This window comes from Streptomyces soli (genome assembly GCF_003999195.1).
Taxonomy (GTDB): Bacteria; Actinomycetota; Actinomycetes; order Streptomycetales; family Streptomycetaceae; genus Actinacidiphila; species Actinacidiphila soli.
In genome coordinates this window covers 1-16,860 of the sequence record NZ_RJVR01000214.1, presented here as the reverse complement: position 1 = coordinate 16,860, position 16,860 = coordinate 1, and the positions used below count along the sequence as shown (strand labels likewise).

Below are 16,860 nucleotides of genomic sequence, written 5' to 3'. Positions count from 1 at the left end.
TGAACGGAGCCCGCGGAGCCGTGCTTTTCCGTCACGCCTCCTCGCGCAGCCCCTGGGTTCGCACCAATGCGATCGGCCGGTGGGCACCGCGAGGCGAGGGACGCCGGACAGCCGTGGGCGCCGGTGCTCCCTCAAGCACCGGCGCCCACACACCCCTGCCCGAGGTGGCTTCTGCATGTTTTCTCAGCAGTCGTCAGGGGACGAGGATGAGGCGGATCGGGTCGCCGATCTTGTTCTCCAGCCGGTTGACGGCGCCAGCGGCGTCGGCGAGCGGGATGTGGTCGGTGATGGAGGGGGCCAGGTCGAGACGGCCGGCTGCCGTCAGCCGCACCAGCTCGCTTACGGACTCCGGGAAGCCGCCGTAGTGGCCGCGCACCTGCTTGCTCAGGTAGTTGAAGGTCAGGCCCTCGCTGATGGTGAGCGGGTGCGGCGTGATGCCCACCAGGATCAGGGAGCCGTTCAGGCCGAGCACGGAGGCGGCCTGTTCGCGGACGGCGGGCACGCCGGCGCAGTCGAAGGCGAAGTCCAGGCCCCGTCCGTCGGTGGCCGCGCGTACCTGGTCGGCGAAGTCGGGGGCTGCCGGGTCCACCGCCAGGTCCGCGCCGAAAGCCAGGGCGCGCTCGCGGGCGCTGGCCAGCGGGTCGACAGCGATGATCGGTGCGGCGCCGACCAGGCGGGCGAGGCGCACGTTGTGCGCGCCCACTCCGCCCACGCCCCAGACGCCGACGGACTGGGCGGGACGGACGCCTGCGGTGGCGACGACGGCGGCGTAGGGGGTGGATACCGCGTCGGGGATGATCGCGGCCTGGTCGAAGGGGAGGCTGTCGGGGATCGGGATGAGGGTGTCCTCGCGGGCGACGGTGTATTGGGCCCAGCCGCCGTCGTAGTCGATGCCGGCGGTGAGCATCTGGGTGCAGGGGCGGCGGCGCACACAGCCGGAGCACCGGCCGCAGGTCTTGCCGGCCTCCAGGGTGACGCGGGTGCCGACGGTCAGGCCACGCTTGAGGTCGGGGCCAAGAGTGTGGATCACACCGGAGACCTCGTGGCCGACGGTGACCGCATCAGAGGTGGCGAACAGCGGGACGAGGGAGCCGTCGATCAAGTGGACGTCCGACAGGCAGACACCGGCGGCCTTGACCTCGACGAGTACCTCGCCCGGACCGGGCACGGGGACGGGGACCTCCTCCACGACGAACTTCTTGCTGTCCAGGTGGAAGCGTCCGGCGAGCATGGTGTCCATGAGGATCTGCTTTCTGTGAGCGGCACGGACCGGCGGTTCGGGCCGGTGGGCGCCGGGTGGTTCTGCACGGGTGCATGGGAGCCGGGAGGCGTACGGCCGGGGAGGGGCGCCGCACGCCTCTCGGGGTGCGGTGGGTCAGGCGAAGACGTCCTGCTGGTAGCGCTGGTCGGCCTCGAGCTGGGCGAGCCACTGCTGGGCGGCCTCGTCGTCGCCGCCGGTGTGCTCGCGGTAGATCGCGGTGAGCGCCTCGCGCACGGCGGGTGCCATGCGGCGGCCGTCGCCGCAGACGTAGACGTACGCGCCGTCCTGAAGCGCCTGCCACACCGTCTCGGAGGCCCCTGCGAGGGCGTTCTGCACGAACCGGGCCGGGTGGCCGGTCACCGCGGAGAAAGCGGTGTGGACCCGGGCGATGCCGGACAGCTCCCACATCTCCATCTCGTCCCGGTAGAAGTAGTCGTGCTCCGGGTGCCGGCAGCCGACGAATACCTGCGACAGGCCCACCTGCATGCCGTTCTCGTGCTGCCGGGCGCGCTCCTCCAAAATGCCGCGCAGCGGTGCGATGCCGGTGCCGGGGCCGATGAGGATCAGCGGCGTGGTGGGGTCGGCGGGCGGGGCGAAGGTCGGGGAGGGAACGCGTACGTAGCCGTAGACGACGTCTCCGGGCTGAAGGCGTGAGATGTAGGCGGAGCAGGTGCCGCGGTACTGGCCGTCGCCGGACAGGGCGGGTCCTTCCAGCAGGCCGACGGTCAGGCGCACGTGGCGCGGGTTGGCCAGTGGGGAGGAGGAGATGGAGTAGAAGCGGGGTCGGATCGGGCTCATCATCTCCAGGAAGACGGCGAGCGGCAGTTCGATGGCGGGGAAGCGCTCCAGGAGGCCCAGCACGGAGATGCGCTTGTTGAGGATCTCCTTGTGGTAGCGCTCCTGGGCCTCTTCGGTGTCGGCCGTGTACGCCTCCAGCTGGGGACGGGTCCACGGGCACGAGGTGTGTTCGGCCAGGGTCTGGATCTGGGAGCGGGTGGCGATGTCCTGCAGTTCCAGGAACTCGGTGAGCAGCAGTCCGGCGGTGACGGGCGTGCCGACCGGAAGGTGGGTACGGCCGCCTGCGGGCTGGTCGAGCCGGAGCACCTGGTCGCGGTCGACGCCGAGCCGCGCGAGGGTGCGGTCGACCAGCGTGGGCTCGTTCTTGGCGAAGACGGCCAGGTGGTTGCCGGTGTCGTAGGTGGCACCCTCCGGGAGCTCGATCGTGATGGACTTCGCGGACGGGCGCGGCGGCTCGATGCTGAAGTCCCACAGCCCGGTCGCATCGGCCACGAGTTCCTCGTTGGCCACCACCGTCAGCGGGTAGGCCTGCTCGGAAACGATCGCGGGGCGAACGTCCGCCTCGGTCAGCAGCTGCACCCGGTAGCGCGGTCCGCTCGCCTCGGAGGTGTCGGCGGCGTACTCCTCGGCCAGGGTGGCCCACAGGTTGCCCATCCAGCGCGAGGCCATGCCGTCGAAGTCACCGGCGGCATCGGCGATGCCGCGCTCGATGACCGGGGTGGCCCCGGCGGCCAGCAGGGCCGCCTCGATCCGCTTGGGGAACGCCTGGTAGGTCGCCACCCACTGGGTGTTACCGGCGCCCAGTAGCGCGAACCGCACGTTCGACAGCGATCCCGCGGGCAGTCCGGCGGCGATCAGGTCGTCGAAACGCTGAGCGTTGTCCGGTGCCTTGCCGTTGTAACTCGCGCCGACGACCACGAGCAGGCCCTCGTCGGGCAGGTTGTCGCCCAGCTCGTCCATGCTCATCAGGGCGGTGTCGAAACCGGAGCGCTCGCTGCGGTCAGCGATGGTGCGCGCCAGATCCTCGCACGAGCCGAGGCTGGAGCCATAAGCGACGGTCAGGTTGACGCCGACACCGCTGACCGCAGCCTGCTGCTGCGCGTCGTCCGTCTGCCGGTCCGCGACGCTGAAGACGGTCCGCTCGTGCTCCTGCCGGCGACGGACCACCAGCTCGAAGTCGCCGGGCTTGCGCGTCAGCGCCTCCCGCACGTCCATCCGGTAGTCGCTGGGGTCGGAGTACTTGAACTTCTGCAGCACCAGCGCCAGCGCCAGACGGGCCTCGGTCAGCGCGAACTGCCGGCCGATGCAGGCGCGCACACCATTGCCGAACGGCTTGTAGGCGTGCGGGTGCTGCTCGGCGCGGTACTCCGGCAGCCACCGGTCGATGTCGAACTCGTGCGGCCGCTCCCACGCCTTGGGTTGGGTGTGCAGCGGGCCCATCAGAATGTTGGCCCGCGTTCCCTTCTTCAGCTTGTAGCGGCCGCCGATGACGGTGTCCTCGATCGGCGCCTTGGCGATCAGCGGGATGGGAGCCCACAGGCGCAGGGTCTCCTCCAGGATCCGCGGGATGACGTCCAGCTGCATGATCGTGTCGTAATCCGGGACGGTGTCGCCGGGCAGCAACCGGTCCACCTCGGCATAGGCCTGGGCCAGGACGTGCGGGTTGCGCATCAGCGAGTAGGTGGCGAACGACAGCAGGCCACTGGTGGTCTCGTGACCGGCGATCAGGAACGTCACCACCTGGTCGCGGACGTTGTCGTCGTCCAGCGGCTTGCCGGTCGCCGGGTCGACGGCCTCCAGCATCAGACCCAGCAGGTCCTGCTCACCGCTGCCCTTCCCCTGGAGGCGCTCCTTGATCACACTGTCGACCAGGTCCCGCATCAGCTGGATGTTCTCGCGGTACTTCTTGTCGTCGGCCTTGCGGAACTTGGTCATCATCGGCAGCTCCTGCGAGCGCCGCATCGACTCCACCAGCGCGCCCAGAAGCGCGTTGAGGAAGGGGTGCAGCTCCTCCTTGTCGAAGGACTGGAAGCGGTAGCCGAAGCCGGACAAGGCGATGGTGTCCAGGGTGAGCCGGGTGTAGTCGTCGGTGATGTTGACCGGCTGCCCCTCCCTGCGCTCCCACTTGCCCACCAGGTTCTGGGCGATCTCCAGCATTTGCCCGAAGTAGTTCTTCATGGCGCGCTGGCTGAAGGCCGGCATGAGGATGCGGTGCGCCATGCCCCATTCCTCTTCGTGCTGGTGGGCCGTGAACAGGCCCGCGCCGGTGAAGTCCCGGACATGGTTCAGCGGCGTCTTCTCGATCTGCTTGAAGAACCGCGTCTCGTCGCAGACCTCGGCCACCAGGTCCGGGTCGTAGACGAAGACCTGCTCGATGCCGGCGATGTCCATGCCATAGATGCCCTCGGGGAACTGCTTGGACAGCTCACCGAAGTAGGCGACCGGGTTGGTGTCGGGGATCTGCGGCGTGTGGCCGAGCAGAGGGATCCCCCGCGGGGACCGGATGGGACGCAGATCGGTCACGGGTTGCGTGGCCATGGCTTGCTCCTTTGTGCGGAGAAGGGGGAGGGGCAAGGGCACTGTGCGATGCGGGGAAGGCCGCCGACCGGCCGCGAACCCCGGTTTCCATACGCCGTATGGAACTGCTTTCAGTGTTACCATACGATGTATGGAAACTCCAAAGAAGGCTCCCCGGGGCACGAGGAAGAGGGACGTACCACTCACCAAGGACGGCATTTACGCCATGGCGCTGCGCCTCATCGACGCCGACGGCGTCGAGGTGCTGACCATGCGCAAGCTCGCGGCCGCGCTGGATGCGAACCCGATGTCGCTGTACCACCACGTGCCGAACAAGGACGCCGTGCTGCGCGGCGTCGCCGAGCGCGTCGGCTCACAGTTCCGCACACCGGAGCAGGAGGACGCCCCCTGGCAGGAGCGCCTGCGCCAACTGGCCCTCGACTTCCGCGCCTTGGCGCACCGTCACCCCAAACTGATGCAGTACTCCTTCGCGCGCACCGACTACATCCAGCCCGAGGACCCCTTCTGGCGTGGACTTACCGACACGCTGGCCGCCGCCAGGCTGCCGGCCCCAGAGATCCCGCGCGTCGCTGCAACCCTGTGCGCTGTCTTCACGGGTCTGCTGCTCAGCGAACTGACCGGAGCGCTCCAGCGGTGGACCACTCTCCCGCCGGCACCGGTCGGCCCCGATGGCGAAGAGGCGCCCGCACCCTCGACAGACGAGATCGACACGATGTTCAGCTGTGCGCTGGACACCGCGATCGTAGGCGTGGAAAACCACCCCGCACGGGCCTGCGAGGGGGGCGTGACGGGAAGGCGCGGACGCCGCTGACGCGCGACTTTTCCGCCGCCTCGGCACCACAGCAGAGGCGGCGGTGCCGCGACCGTACGTCGCGACGCCAAGTGCTTGTTCAGGGACCTTCCCAGGCTCGACCGCCCTGCGTCCGAGGGCCAGAACCGTTCCTAGAGACTGAGCGGGAGTGAGTCCTGTTGCCAGAGCCCATGCTCAGCCGAACACCCCGAACGGTCTTGGGTGTTCTGGTCCACCGCGTTCGCTCCGCGTCCGGCGCGCACGGATCGTGTCCGTGGTCCGGGGATGCGGGGGCGGTTTCCCTCGCTTTCTCGGTCGCCGGGTCGGGCCTGGGCGGTCCGATGCCCGTGCACATCGCTCTGGTGTGCACGGGGCGGTGTCGTCCGTCGCCTGATCCGGTGTCCGAGGGCGCGCCTGCCGATGGCCACCGAGGCGGCGGCGTGTCGGCTGGTCTTGTGGGTTTTGCTGGTGAGGGGGGCTGCTCGAGCACCTCAAGACCCTCGCCCTCCACTCCGACCTAGGCCGCGGCGACCGCCTCATGTGGTACACCACCACCCACTGGATGATGTGGAACCTGGTCGTCTCCACCCTGCTGGCCGGTGCCGCCACCTGCACCTACGACGGCAGCCCCGCGCCGCATGCGCGCCCGGACATCCTGTGGGAGCTGGCGGCCCGCCACAAGGTCACCGTCTTCGGCACCAGCCCCCAGTACCTGCTGGCCATGGCCAAGCTCGGCATCGAACCCTCCGAGCACGACCTGGCGGCCATCCGCGTCATCGGCTGCACCGGCTCCGCCCTGCCCGCCTCCGCCTACCCCTGGGTCCGTGACCACGTGGGGCCCCGCATCCAGCTGGCCTCCACCAGCGGCGGCACCGACGTCGTCTCCGGCTTCGCCGGCAGCGCCCCCACCAGCCCCGTGTGGGCGGGGGAGCTGTCCGCCCCCAACCTGGGCGTGGCACTGGCCGCTTACAACGCCACAGGCACCCCGGTCCGCGACCGGGTCGGCGAACTGGTCGTCACCCGGCCCATGCCGTCGATGCCGCTGTACTTCTGGAACGACCCTGACGGCAGCCGCCACCGCGACGCCTACTTCACCACCTACCCGGGCGTGTGGCGGCACGGCGACTGGATCACCCTCACCTCCCACGGCTCGGTGATCGTCCACGGCCGCTCCGACGCCACCCTCAACCGCAACGGCGTACGCCTGGGCAGTGCCGACATCCACGACATCGTCGAACGTTTCCCTGAGATCACCGAGGCCCTCGTCATCGGCGCGGAGGAACCCGACGGCGGCTACTGGATGCCCCTGTTCGTCGTCCCCGCGCCCGGCGTCACCCTGGACGACGCACTGCGCGACCGGATCCGCGACGCGATCCGCGCCGGCGCCTCACCACGCCATGTCCCCGACGAGATCCTCGCCGTGCCGGCCATCCCGCACACGAAGACCGGCAAGAAACTCGAGGTCCCTGTCAAACGCATCCTCCAAGGCGACCCGGTCGAGCAAATCCTCAACCCCGCCGCCGTCGACAACCCCGACCTGGTGGCCTGCTTCGCCCGCCTGGGCGCCGAACGCCGCCGGCAGCGCGGCCTCATGGCGACCGCGGACCACGACACCGGGAGCAGCCGATGACGCCTTAACATGCCGCGCCGGCGACCAGCAGGGCCGACCCCCAAGGCCGCAGCAGCGCGCTTCCTCCGGTGAGCACGCACCCGCATCCACCCGCCCCCACACCGGTAAGGCCCTCGCGTGAACCTCCCCACCATCCTGCTCTGCCTCATCGCTTTGATCTTCGCCCTGCTGGGCATGGCCAAGATGCTGGCCCTGGGCCCCATGCCCAAGATGGCCGCGCACGTCGGCTTCAGCACCACGGGCTACCGCGTCATCGGATCCCTGGAACTGGCAGGCGCCGTCGGCGTGACCCTCGGCCCCGATCAGGGCGCCGATCCCGGCCTTCAGCGAGACCTTGCGGACGAAGGTGATGACCACGATCGCGGTCAGGCCGACCTGCAGGCCCTTGTCGCCCCAGGTCCCCAGCGTCGACAGCCAGGAGTTGCCGAGGTCGGCGAGCTTCCCGGCCAGCTGCACGTTGGAGGTCACTTGGCCGCACCCCCAACCGCCGTGGCCGTGCTGCTGCTGGTGGGTGCGGGCTTGGCCGTCGCCGTGGCGGTCTTCGCCGGCGCTCCGGCCTGGAGCGCGGTGACTTCCCACCGGCCCGAGCGGGCGGTCATCGTCAGGATGTAGACCAGCGGCCACCGGTCGTCTGCGGTGTCCGTGGCGGTGACATGGGCCTGGACCCGCACCGTCGTGCCGTCGCCCGGCACCGCACCGCCGGCGACATGGAGTCGGCGGCGGCCTGGTCCACCGTCACCGACGTGTAGCCGGACCCGCTCACCGCGGACAGTTCGGTGCCGGGGGAGAGGTAGCGGTCGACCTCGCCGACTCCGGTGAGGTACGCGTCGAAGAACTCGCCCAGCGACGACACCAGCGCGCCAGCAGTGGGCAGCGGATTCGTCAGCGGCGAAGCGGCCGCCGTGGACGCGGGTACGCGTCCGGCCCTTCACTGCTGTTCGCGGGAGGGCGCGCCCCCGCTGTCGCTATGCGGCGTCGTCCTCGTCGACCATGTACCAGGTCCATTCCCAACCGCCGATGTAGTACCGGCCGTCCGGGCTCCGGGGCACGGAATAGGTTGACGGCAATCGGCCCGGACCGGCTCCAACCCATCAACCCAAGGAGCACACGTGGACACCACGAACACCGACCGGGCCCACTGGGGAGCGGCCGCCCTGAACACATTCGCCCGCAACGCGAAAGAGTCCCCGCCGATCACCGCCGAAGGCGCCGCCAGCCTCGCCCGCCCCGCCGCCGAGCAGCACGCGCAGCCCGCAATCCTCTGAGCGAGCAGGCCGAGACCGACATCATCGAAGCCCGCTGCATGATCGCCGATGTAGTGACCGACGTCCTGCACCACATGGACGGAGCCGAGCCCGCCCACATGCTCATCGGCGCGGCTTATCAGGTGTACCAGCCGGTCCGCCGGCTCCTAGCGAACCGGGCCTACGAACTGGCGGCACAGCACCACGTTCTCGTGCCGCAGAACGAGCAGTTCGGCGTCCTTCGCGAGTCCGTGGCGCACCAGCACTCCGGGGAGGGACAGAAGCCTCCGGGCCACCTTGTACAGCAGCGACACGATCACCCGGACATGGTGCCGGCCGAGGACGCATTGCTGCTCCTACCTGCAGCGACGACTATCCGAGCCCGATAGGACTCTGTCGCCCGATTCGCAGGGGCAGCCGAGTCGATCGCCATCACCTGTGCGTTCGCTGCGGCGGTCGGCCGGTTTCTGCAGGCCGGCCGAATCGGGCGACAGAGTCCCACAGGCGCCTTTCGCTCACTATCTGAAATTCCTGTCCTTGTGACTCCCGCGCGGAACCTGTTACCTGTCACTACTTGGACAAAACGGATATTTTGGGGTGTCGAGAGCAGGTGGGAATAGCGGACGGGGACATGAGTCAGGCCCGAGACCATCGGCGCGACCGCTGGTCGATGAGGCAATTCACCAAGCGATGGGCCGACCCTGGGGCGCCGGCCCGGCCGGATGACCACCTAGGGCCGGCCCCGACCTCGGAGGCGGCGCCGCCGGACCAGCCACGCGGCGCCGCGCATTTCACCGCCGGTATGCCCCTACTGATACTCTTCGCCGCTTTGCCCCTCTCCCTCCTCACAGTAGCCAGGATGACCTGGTTGCCGATGCTCGCCGTTGGGCCTGCGCTGGCTGCGGCCACCTGCAAGCCCTGGGGAGTCCTCCGTGTCGGCTTCTTCGCCGTGGCACTGGCCATCGCGCTCGGCGTTCGTCACGCTACGTCGGGCCGTGAGCAAGCGATCTTTCTGTCCGCACTGATTGCCGTGACCCTGGCGAGCCACCGGGCCAGCGTGCTTCGCGGGCGTCGCGAACGGGTACTGGCGGCTGTCCGCTCGGTTGCTGAGGCTGCCCAGCACGCACTCCTCAAGCCCGTGCCCGCGACTGTCGGCCCGTTCCAGGTGGCTGTCCGCTACAGCGCCGCTGCGGCGGAGGCCCGAATCGGCGGGGACCTCTACGCGCTGGTGCCCACCCCTTACGGGGTCAGGTTGATCGTCGGCGACGTGCGCGGCAAGGGACTGCCGGCGGTGAGCACCGCTGCTCTTGTGCTCGGTGTCTTCAGCGAGGCCGCCTACGACGAGCCGGACCTCCTTGATGTCGTCGGCAGGATCGAGCGGAGCCTGGCGCGCACCCTTGGTCCCGACGACTTCGTCACCGCCGTGGTCGTCGGGTACCCCCGGGCTGGGCGCATGGAGGTGGTCAACTGCGGACACGCCCCTCCGCTGCTGGTTCGCAAATCCGACGTCATATCTGTAGAGCGGACTTTTCCGGCTCCGCCTCTCGGGCTGAGTGCCCTCACCGATGAGACCCCGAGCCTCCAGGTGCTGCCTTTCGCCGACGGGGACCAGTTGCTTCTCTACACCGACGGGGTCACCGAGGCCCGCAACCAACATCGTGAGTTCTACCCGCTCATTGAGCGGGTAGCGCGGCACCTGTCCGACGAGCCGTCCCGTACCCTCGCCGCGCTCCACGACGAACTGCTGGCGTACGTGGGTGGCCGGCTCCACGACGACGCGGCGCTGCTACTGCTCCGCAAACCGGCCGGCTCGACATCTGCCGCTGAGTGCCATCCTCCGGTCGGCGGGCAGGCCCTTTCAAGCCGAAGCACACAGAGGAACCCGTGGAAGACATCCGGACGTACGCCGCAGCCGAGCCGGTGCGAATCGCGGGACGCGCAGTAAGTGCGCGTTGCTCTTATTTACCCCGTTTTCCACTAATTTGTTTCGATCACACCCACTGGCCGCCTGCGGATCCATGATCCACTTATGCATCCCTCCGGGGCCGGTACCGAGTGGATCCACCTGTACCAATTGCACTGGCGTGATGCGGGCACCCCGGTCGAGGAGATCCTCGCCACCTTGGACGACCTGGTCCACGAGGGCAAGGTCCGCTACGTCGGCTGTTGCAACCTGACCGGCTGGCAGGTCGCCGAGGCAGTGCACACCGCGCGCGAGCAGGGCCTCACCTCGTACGTGTCGGCGCAGAACCACTACAGCCTGCTGACCCGCAAGGCCGAGGAGAGGTGATCCCCGCAGCCGAGCACCTGCGCCTTTCTCGCGGGCCGTGTGCCGCCCTCCGGGCTCTCGTGGTGGTACTGCCACCGGGGATGTGCAGCACGATCACGCGCGGCTCTCCCTCGCCGTCCGTACCGCCCTCAATGACGTGGATCGTGTCGACTGCGTCGTGTCCGTACGTGGCGGCGTCGGCCTGGGTGTCGGCGGCCAGCTGCCGCACGGTCTCCAGCGTGAACCGCGGTGATACCCAACCGTTCCAACGGTTGGCCGGGTCCAACCGGGCGTCATAGATCTGGTCCCGTTGATCGAAACGCGGGTGTCCTTCACGGTGCCTCCTCGGTCGCGGGTGTGGTCTGGGGGTGCCGGCCGGGGGGCCAACCCCTTCCGGCGGGTCTCTCGGGCGCGGCGGTGTCTGCGTCGCGCGGTGGGCATGGGGCCGGTCGGACGATCCGGGGAAGAGGGCGGGGGCCGGTCGTGCGGCCCCCGCCCTCGGGGCGCTGTTACTCCTGCTGCGCGCTTTCCTGGGGCACGGCGGCATCCCCCGGGCCTGCGCCTCGTCCGGGGCCTCCTCGGCCTCCTGGGCGGCCTCCTGAGCCTCCGGGCTGGCTTCGTAGGTGACGATCGACTCCACTTGTAGGTCAGTTCTGACTCCACTTGGAGCTCTGGGGAGCCCGTTGTGTAGGTGAGAAGTGACTCCATCCGGGACGCTGAGCGGCGGTCAGTGATCGCTGGAGAAGATCTCCTGGACCTTGCGGGCGGCGTAGTAGACGAGGGCGATCCGCGATGACGCGCGGGGGAGCCCTCCCCCGGGCGGGTCCGTGCGTTTGTGACGTAGGTTCTCCCCATGACGAACCTCCACCTTGCCGATGGCCGGACGCTGGAATACCTGGTGGCCGGTCCCGCAGACGGGACACCCCTGGTTCTGCACAACGGCACGCCGTCCGCGGCTGTGTTGTTCGGGCCGATGGTCGCGACCGCCGCGCGGCACGGTCTGCGGGTCGTGGTCCACAGCCGGCCCGGATACGCCGGTTCGTCGCCGCAGCCCGGCCGTACGGTCGCCGCGGTGGCCGCCGACGTCGCCGCCATCCTGGACGAGTTGGGCGTCGACCGGTTCCTGACCGTCGGCTGGTCCGGCGGCGGCCCGCATGCCCTGGCCTGCGCAGCGCTGCTGCCCGGCCGGTGCCTCGCCGCCGCCACTGTGGCCGGCGTCGCCCCGCACGGCGTTGAGGGCCTCGACTGGCTGGGCGGCATGGGCGCGGAGAACATCGAGGAGTTCGGGGCGGCTGCGGCCGGAGAGGGGCCGCTGACCGCCTTCCTGAGCGCTCAGGTCCCCGGCCTGGCCGAGGTTCAAGCCGGCCAGATCGCGGCCGTGTTGGGCGATCTGGTGTCCGACGTGGACCGCAAGGCGCTCACCGACGAGTTCGCCGATTACACGGCGGCGACGTTCCGGGCGGCTGTGTCCAGCGGCATCGCCGGCTGGCGCGACGACGACCTGGCCTTCGTCGGCGACTGGGGCTTCGATCTCGGCGCCGTCGAGACTCCGGTCTCGGTCTGGCAAGGCGCCGAGGACCGGATGGTGCCCTACGCCCACGGCCGCTGGCTGGCGGCCCGGTTGACCGGTGCCACCGTGCACCTCGAGCCGACCGAGGGTCACCTGTCGCTGGTGCTCAACGCGTTTGACGACATCGTGACCGAGCTGACCGGGCACCTGACCTGACGCGTTCCCGGCGCCGGCGTGCGGGGTCGCGTCAGGCACCGGGCTGTGTCCGGGACCGGCGGTGCAGGACCGCGGCCAGGTCGGCGGCCGGCACGCCAGATCTGGGGCGGCCGGATCGCCGGTCACAAACAATCCGTCGATCTTGCGCTGGTGGATCGGGAACGAACGCAGCGACGCAAGCGACACGTAGCCGGTGCCGCATCGTCGAGAGCCACCCGGACGCCGCTCGCGGTCACCCGCAGCCGCGCGAGCTCCTCGCTCTCGCCAGCCTGCCCGACCCCGCCCGCCCTTCGGGCCCGGGACACCCAGCTGGCCAAGGTGGTCTCGTTGATCCCCAAGTCCTTCGCGACCTGCGCGATCGGCTTGCCGGTCTCCGCGACGATCCGCACAGCCCCCTCACGGAACTCCGCGTCGAACTTCCGCCTCTTCTCCGCCATGACTCCCAACTTCCCCTGCAGCCACGGTCTCTACGCTACGAGGGGAAGGTCACATCGGCATCGTGAGAACGGTGAGCGGCTCCACCTTCACCACCGTCGAAGGCAACACCGGCAACCCCATCGGCGGGAAGGACGGCGTCTACGTCAAGAACCGCGGTACGAACATGGGGTACGACGTGGTCTTCATCCGGGTCCGCTGATCGGGCGCCGGACTAAGGACCGGGAAAAACCAGCCGGCCGCCGCACCCGCAAGCCCGGGTGCGGCGACACACCCGCTGGCGGCCGTCGCCGACAGCCGCGGCGGCACGCGTCGATCCAGTGGCCACGGGCCGAGCCAGGCGAACGCTGGGCGGGGCCGGGATCCGGTTCGCATGGTGCTACGACGTCCGCTGCGTCGGAGCTTGGCGTCTGAGCAGCACAGACGCGCAGGGTGCCGGATATGCCGTGTCGCTAGGCGGCTCTATCGCCGCAGGTCGGCGAGCTGCGTCGCGCGACCGATCAGGCCGGAATGCGCGAAGGAACTTGGGTGGCAAACATGGGCATAGCTACCCATAGCTTCGCGGGAAGTGGATCATTGGAACTGCTGCGCTCGTCATGGGGACCAAGTAGCCTCGTTGGGCAACGCGAGGACGACGTAAGGCTGATGAGCGCCCGCAAGGCGCTGACCTGGGAGAACACCAGCGCCTAGTGACACGCCGCGCCGCTAGGCGATTCTCCGTTCCCGCAGCTCAGGGCAGGTTTCACGGCCCTGAGCGATGCACGCATTTGTGGAACTCAGGCCCAGTGACGATCAAGTAAGAACTGTCATTGGTCGAACACGCGGGCCGGGGATTGCTCGGCAACCAGAGAGAGGACCGAGGAATGACAGAGAGCAAGAGCAACGAACGCGCGGTGATCACCGGCGCGGAGTCCGGGCTGCGACGGGACAGAGCACAGGGCCTGGCGGCCATCGAGATCAAGCACCGCGTCATCGAGGTCAACGGATTGCAGATGCGCCTGGCCGAGGCCGGCAGCGGTCCGCTGGTGGTGCTGCTGCACGGTTTCCCGGAGTCCTGGTACTCGTGGCGGCACCAGCTGCGGGCGCTCGCCGATGCCGGCTTCCACGCCGTCGCGCCGAACCAGCGTGGCTACCCGGGTACCGACAGCCCGGCCGCCGTCACGGACTACACGATTCTGCACCTGGTCGGTGACGTGGTCGGGCTGATCGGCGCGCTCGGCGAGCAGAACGCAGCGGTGATCGGCCACGACTGGGGCGCCCCGGTGGCCTGGCACACCGCGCTGCTGCGCCCGGACCTGGTGCGCGGCGTCGGCGGGCTCAGCGTGCCGTTCACCGCGCGGACCCCGGTGCCCGCCCTGACCGCCGCGCGCGACGCCTTCGGTGAGGCCTTTTACCAGCTCTACTTCCAGCGCCCGGGGGTCGAGAAGGAATTCGAGGCCGACCTGACCGAGTCGTTCCGGCGCAGCTTGTTCGGCCTCTCCGGCAACAACCCCGAGGTGCGCCGTCTGCTGGTCCCGGAAGGCCAGCGCTTCTTCGACGGGTGGATCAGCCCGGACGAGCTGCCCGCCTGGTTGACAGAGCGGGATCTCGCCGCCTACGTCGAGGAGTTCGCCGAGTCCAGCTTCTTCGGCCCGCTGAACTGGTACCGCAACATCGACCACAACTGGGCGCTCACAGCGCCCTGGGAGGGCGCCCGGATCACCCCGCCTGCCCTGTTCCTGGCCGGCGACCGGGACCCGGTGATGTCCTGGTACGACGCCTCGACGCTGGAGGCCTCGCTGCGCACCCTGGTCCCGAACCTGCGTCGCTTCGAGCTGGTGCCCGGCGTCGGGCATTGGATCCAGCAGGAACGCCCGGAGGTCACGAACGCCGCGCTAATCGAGTTCGCGGCAGCCACGTCCTGATCAACCCGTGGCCGCGGACGGCGTCGACGTGAGATCCCGCTCCTGATCACAGTGCCGAATCTCCGGGCGCGAGCGGCCTGCTGAACGGCCGGCCACCGCTGCGGCGGCCGGCCGAGGCGGTCGCCGCGGTCGTGGCGGCGTCCCCGGCGGCGTACCGGCTCCAGGTGCCTCCGGCTTGGGCGGCCAGCTTGGCAGTGGTGACTTGGTGGTAGCCGAGGGCGTCGGCGACGACAGGGACGGGCATCTCCAGGACGTACTCACGGATCGCAGAAACCCGGCTGGCGATGGTGGGGATACCGAGGTTGTTGACCAGAGCCGAGAGAGCGTCGGGGTGCATCGGCTGCCCGGCCCGGCGTCCGGGGAACAGCCAGCGAGAGTCGCGGTTCGTCGCGGTGTTCATGTTGTCCCGGTTGGGGATCCAGCTGAGCAGGAGATCGGCGACCTGGTGTGGTGGTCAGTGTTCGGCGCGGTGCACGGCCAGGGCCAGCAGCCGGACGCGCTCGGGCCAGGTGAGGCCGTACAGGGACGGGTACTCCTGGGGCTGGCCGTCGACGGTGACGGTCCAGGGGCTTTCGCTGCAGCGGAGCTTCGACGTACTGGCTCCGTTCGGCTGGATCGTCATCTACGGAGCTGCGAGCGGCGAGCTGACCAGCCTGCCTGTCACCAACATCTTCGCCCTGAAGTCCGTGGCCGGGTTCTCCCTCATCGCGTGGCGCGCGGCCGACCCCGAGCAGGCCCGCCGAGAAATGACCGAGGTCGCCGAATACTCGACTGCCGGGCAACTGCACACCGCCGTGCACGCTCGCCTCCCGCTCGCCGAGGCAGCCGCAGCACGGCCCATGTCCGAGCACGTCGAGGGCGGCTGGGACTTCGCATGGGTCGGCCTGGCAGCAGGCGCAGCAGCGTGACGGCGGTGGTCGCGGTGACGTAGGCCAGGTGCAGCAGCATGACAGATCATCATGCCGTCCCTGCCCTGTGCATTGCAGATAGCCGGCCATGCGACGGGCACGACTCAAGATCAGCGATCAAGCCTGCCACCTGCGCGGATGATTTATCGGCACCCGCAATGCTCACGGCGTCACGATTCCGATCCCGCCCAAGGACACCTCGATGGGCCTCATCGAGAACGATCAGCGCTGGGCCTACGTCCGCCAACTGGTGAAGGGCGACGGGATCGACACCGCGACGCGCGTCGCAGGCCTGCTTCTCCTACTGTTCGCCCAGCCGCTGAGCCGGACCTCCCGGCTCAGAGTCGACCAGGTCGCTCAGAAGGCCGACCGCGTCACGCTGACGCTCGGCTCGCATCCGACCGTCCTGCCGCCACCGCTTGATGTCCTGGTGATGGAACTGGTCCAGCAGCGGCACGGCTGCTCGACCCTCGGACGCCGAGACGATCATCCGTGGCTCTTTCCCGGCACGATCGCCGGGCAGCCGATCAGCAGTCGTCAGCTCATGCGCAAACTCACCGCACTGGGCATACGGGCTCGGCCGGCACGCAACGCCACGCTGATGGAGTTCTCTGCAGAGCTCCCCGCGATCGTTCTCAGTCGCCTCCTCGGCCTCCACATCTCCGGAGCGGAGAAATGGACCAAGGAGGCGGGGGCCACGAGCTGACTACGCCGCCGAGTTCTCCCGCCGGAAGGCATAGGTCCAGCCCCACCAACAGAGGGGTAATCCGATTTGACCGCATACGGGCCCGGTCCGGTGGCGGCGCAGGTCCCCGCAGTGGCCGGGTGAGGCCCCGACAAGTCCACTCGTGAAAGCGCGCGGTTAGTCAGCCTCCGGAATGTCAGCCCGCTATTGCCGGCCGCGTCGAGCAGTTCGGCGGCGGTAGGTGTACGACATATTCTGCGCGGTCGCCCCGAATCTGGTGGGCGAGTGTGGCGATCACGCGTCCGTCCTGGTCAGTGTTGAAGCCGTGCAATGTAAGCAGCGCGCTGCCAACCGGCACTTCGAGCCATCCGGCCTCATCAGGGGCGGCCGGTCCGGCACTGAACGCGCGTTCGGCTCGCTTGACGTTCATCGGTGCATGGCGGTGATCTGGGCGAACACGCTGATGACCCGGAAGCCCTCGTGCACGTGCTTCTTACGCCACGTCGGTTCACCGAACCCGGACGTGAACCGAGCGTTCTTGGCCTGGGCGAAGTCCCCCAGTGCCTGCTGCTGAACGTCCGCGTTCCCGGCACCCAGCCATGGGTTATCGCGCCGGGCCTCGGTGAGCTGGCGGCACTGTTCCGCGAAACCCGGGGCGGTCTTGCGGCCTTT

At 69.2% G+C, this 16,860-nt stretch carries 18 protein-coding genes and 3 pseudogenes; 13 read left to right on the top strand and 8 right to left on the bottom strand.

Going from position 1 to position 16,860, the window contains the following annotated elements; all coding sequences use genetic code 11:
* Positions 1-193: 193 nt before the first annotated feature.
* Together EFK10_RS20395 and EFK10_RS20390 are read right to left on the bottom strand one after the other, a co-directional pair.
* Positions 194-1,240 carry a zinc-binding dehydrogenase gene (locus EFK10_RS20395; protein WP_127357103.1) on the bottom strand — a complete coding sequence of 349 codons (1,047 nt, stop codon included), beginning with the start codon at positions 1,238-1,240 and terminating at the stop codon, positions 194-196.
* Positions 1,241-1,375: 135 nt separating this feature from the next.
* Positions 1,376-4,597, bottom strand: coding sequence for a bifunctional cytochrome P450/NADPH--P450 reductase (locus EFK10_RS20390; RefSeq protein ID WP_127357102.1), 3,222 nt, complete (start codon positions 4,595-4,597; stop codon positions 1,376-1,378).
* A 130-nt stretch (positions 4,598-4,727) separates the two neighbouring features.
* On the opposite strand from EFK10_RS20390, the gene EFK10_RS20385 reads away from it, so the two are divergent.
* The gene (locus EFK10_RS20385) at positions 4,728-5,408 is read left to right on the top strand and encodes a TetR/AcrR family transcriptional regulator (RefSeq protein WP_127357101.1); all 681 of its coding nucleotides are present in this window, start codon (positions 4,728-4,730) and stop codon (positions 5,406-5,408) included.
* Between the two features lie 131 nt (positions 5,409-5,539).
* Here the strand turns inward: EFK10_RS20385 and EFK10_RS50510 are convergent.
* A pseudogene (locus tag EFK10_RS50510) lies at positions 5,540-5,863 on the bottom strand (transposase); the annotation flags it as partial.
* On the opposite strand from EFK10_RS50510, the pseudogene EFK10_RS20375 reads away from it, so the two are divergent.
* Together EFK10_RS20375 and EFK10_RS20370 are read left to right on the top strand one after the other, a co-directional pair.
* A pseudogene (locus tag EFK10_RS20375) lies at positions 5,860-7,017 on the top strand (AMP-binding protein); the annotation flags it as partial. The pseudogenes EFK10_RS50510 and EFK10_RS20375 overlap by 4 nt on opposite strands.
* 117 nt (positions 7,018-7,134) lie before the next feature.
* The gene (locus EFK10_RS20370; RefSeq protein WP_206305521.1) at positions 7,135-7,629 is read left to right on the top strand and encodes a DoxX family protein; all 495 of its coding nucleotides are present in this window, start codon (positions 7,135-7,137) and stop codon (positions 7,627-7,629) included.
* Here the strand turns inward: EFK10_RS20370 and EFK10_RS20365 are convergent.
* The gene (locus EFK10_RS20365; protein WP_127357100.1) at positions 7,619-7,870 is read right to left on the bottom strand and encodes a hypothetical protein; all 252 of its coding nucleotides are present in this window, start codon (positions 7,868-7,870) and stop codon (positions 7,619-7,621) included. The two genes, EFK10_RS20370 and EFK10_RS20365, sit on opposite strands and share 11 nt — an antisense overlap.
* Positions 7,871-8,126: 256 nt before the next feature.
* On the opposite strand from EFK10_RS20365, the gene EFK10_RS47600 reads away from it, so the two are divergent.
* The 6 genes from EFK10_RS47600 to EFK10_RS20345 all read left to right on the top strand — a co-directional run bounded on the left by EFK10_RS47600 (position 8,127) and on the right by EFK10_RS20345 (position 12,256).
* Complete coding sequence (locus EFK10_RS47600; protein WP_164836079.1) at positions 8,127-8,282, top strand: hypothetical protein; 156 nt, start codon at positions 8,127-8,129, stop codon at positions 8,280-8,282.
* A gap of 38 nt (positions 8,283-8,320) precedes the next feature.
* The gene (locus EFK10_RS52695) at positions 8,321-8,650 is read left to right on the top strand and encodes a hypothetical protein (RefSeq protein ID WP_164836078.1); all 330 of its coding nucleotides are present in this window, start codon (positions 8,321-8,323) and stop codon (positions 8,648-8,650) included.
* 413 nt (positions 8,651-9,063) lie between these two features.
* Positions 9,064-10,206 (top strand): PP2C family protein-serine/threonine phosphatase, encoded by a 1,143-nt coding sequence (locus EFK10_RS20355; RefSeq protein ID WP_127357099.1) that lies wholly within the window; start codon positions 9,064-9,066, stop codon positions 10,204-10,206.
* Positions 10,207-10,290: 84 nt separating this feature from the next.
* Complete coding sequence (locus EFK10_RS20350; protein ID WP_127357098.1) at positions 10,291-10,551, top strand: aldo/keto reductase; 261 nt, start codon at positions 10,291-10,293, stop codon at positions 10,549-10,551.
* Between the two features lie 82 nt (positions 10,552-10,633).
* Complete coding sequence (locus EFK10_RS47590) at positions 10,634-10,783, top strand: hypothetical protein (RefSeq protein WP_164836077.1); 150 nt, start codon at positions 10,634-10,636, stop codon at positions 10,781-10,783.
* A 600-nt stretch (positions 10,784-11,383) separates the two neighbouring features.
* Entirely contained in the window at positions 11,384-12,256 is an 873-nt protein-coding gene (locus EFK10_RS20345) for an alpha/beta fold hydrolase (protein ID WP_127357097.1), read from the top strand.
* 122 nt (positions 12,257-12,378) lie between these two features.
* Here the strand turns inward: EFK10_RS20345 and EFK10_RS20340 are convergent, their stop codons facing one another.
* Complete coding sequence (locus EFK10_RS20340) at positions 12,379-12,693, bottom strand: transposase (protein ID WP_127357096.1); 315 nt, start codon at positions 12,691-12,693, stop codon at positions 12,379-12,381.
* A 71-nt stretch (positions 12,694-12,764) separates the two neighbouring features.
* On the opposite strand from EFK10_RS20340, the gene EFK10_RS52160 reads away from it, so the two are divergent.
* Positions 12,765-12,893, top strand: a complete 129-nt coding sequence (locus EFK10_RS52160) for a hypothetical protein (RefSeq protein ID WP_265737535.1) — start codon at positions 12,765-12,767, stop codon at positions 12,891-12,893.
* A gap of 790 nt (positions 12,894-13,683) precedes the next feature.
* Positions 13,684-14,595, top strand: a complete 912-nt coding sequence (locus EFK10_RS20330) for an alpha/beta fold hydrolase (protein WP_240677352.1) — start codon at positions 13,684-13,686, stop codon at positions 14,593-14,595.
* A gap of 46 nt (positions 14,596-14,641) precedes the next feature.
* Here the strand turns inward: EFK10_RS20330 and EFK10_RS20325 are convergent, their stop codons facing one another.
* The gene (locus EFK10_RS20325) at positions 14,642-14,995 is read right to left on the bottom strand and encodes a hypothetical protein (RefSeq protein ID WP_206305520.1); all 354 of its coding nucleotides are present in this window, start codon (positions 14,993-14,995) and stop codon (positions 14,642-14,644) included.
* Positions 14,996-15,104: 109 nt separating this feature from the next.
* Here EFK10_RS20325 and EFK10_RS20320 point away from each other — a divergent pair, with 109 nt between their 5' ends.
* Positions 15,105-15,503 carry an MDR/zinc-dependent alcohol dehydrogenase-like family protein gene (locus EFK10_RS20320; RefSeq protein WP_127357094.1) on the top strand — a complete coding sequence of 133 codons (399 nt, stop codon included), beginning with the start codon at positions 15,105-15,107 and terminating at the stop codon, positions 15,501-15,503.
* A gap of 202 nt (positions 15,504-15,705) precedes the next feature.
* On the top strand, positions 15,706-16,209 hold the full coding sequence (locus tag EFK10_RS20315) for a hypothetical protein (protein WP_127357093.1): 504 nt from the start codon (positions 15,706-15,708) through the stop codon (positions 16,207-16,209).
* Positions 16,210-16,384: 175 nt separating this feature from the next.
* Here the strand turns inward: EFK10_RS20315 and EFK10_RS20310 are convergent, their stop codons facing one another.
* Both EFK10_RS20310 and EFK10_RS20305 read right to left on the bottom strand, forming a co-directional pair.
* Entirely contained in the window at positions 16,385-16,618 is a 234-nt protein-coding gene (locus tag EFK10_RS20310; protein WP_127357092.1) for a UTRA domain-containing protein, read from the bottom strand.
* A pseudogene (locus EFK10_RS20305) lies at positions 16,615-16,860 on the bottom strand (hypothetical protein); the annotation flags it as partial. The pseudogene EFK10_RS20305 and the gene EFK10_RS20310, both read right to left, overlap by 4 nt.

Coding starts and splice junctions, on each gene's coding strand:
- EFK10_RS20390 (WP_127357102.1), bottom strand. CDS start 4,597: ATGGCCACGCAACCCGTGACCGATCTGCGTCCCATCCGGTCCCCGCGG.
- EFK10_RS20325 (WP_206305520.1), bottom strand. CDS start 14,995: ATGAACACCGCGACGAACCGCGACTCTCGCTGGCTGTTCCCCGGACGC.
- EFK10_RS20340 (WP_127357096.1), bottom strand. CDS start 12,693: ATGGCGGAGAAGAGGCGGAAGTTCGACGCGGAGTTCCGTGAGGGGGCT.
- EFK10_RS20330 (WP_240677352.1), top strand. CDS start 13,684: ATGCGCCTGGCCGAGGCCGGCAGCGGTCCGCTGGTGGTGCTGCTGCAC.
- EFK10_RS20385 (WP_127357101.1), top strand. CDS start 4,728: ATGGAAACTCCAAAGAAGGCTCCCCGGGGCACGAGGAAGAGGGACGTA.
- EFK10_RS20350 (WP_127357098.1), top strand. CDS start 10,291: ATGCATCCCTCCGGGGCCGGTACCGAGTGGATCCACCTGTACCAATTG.
- EFK10_RS20355 (WP_127357099.1), top strand. CDS start 9,064: ATGCCCCTACTGATACTCTTCGCCGCTTTGCCCCTCTCCCTCCTCACA.
- EFK10_RS20315 (WP_127357093.1), top strand. CDS start 15,706: ATGGGCCTCATCGAGAACGATCAGCGCTGGGCCTACGTCCGCCAACTG.
- EFK10_RS52695 (WP_164836078.1), top strand. CDS start 8,321: ATGATCGCCGATGTAGTGACCGACGTCCTGCACCACATGGACGGAGCC.
- EFK10_RS20395 (WP_127357103.1), bottom strand. CDS start 1,240: ATGGACACCATGCTCGCCGGACGCTTCCACCTGGACAGCAAGAAGTTC.
- EFK10_RS20310 (WP_127357092.1), bottom strand. CDS start 16,618: ATGAACGTCAAGCGAGCCGAACGCGCGTTCAGTGCCGGACCGGCCGCC.
- EFK10_RS20345 (WP_127357097.1), top strand. CDS start 11,384: ATGACGAACCTCCACCTTGCCGATGGCCGGACGCTGGAATACCTGGTG.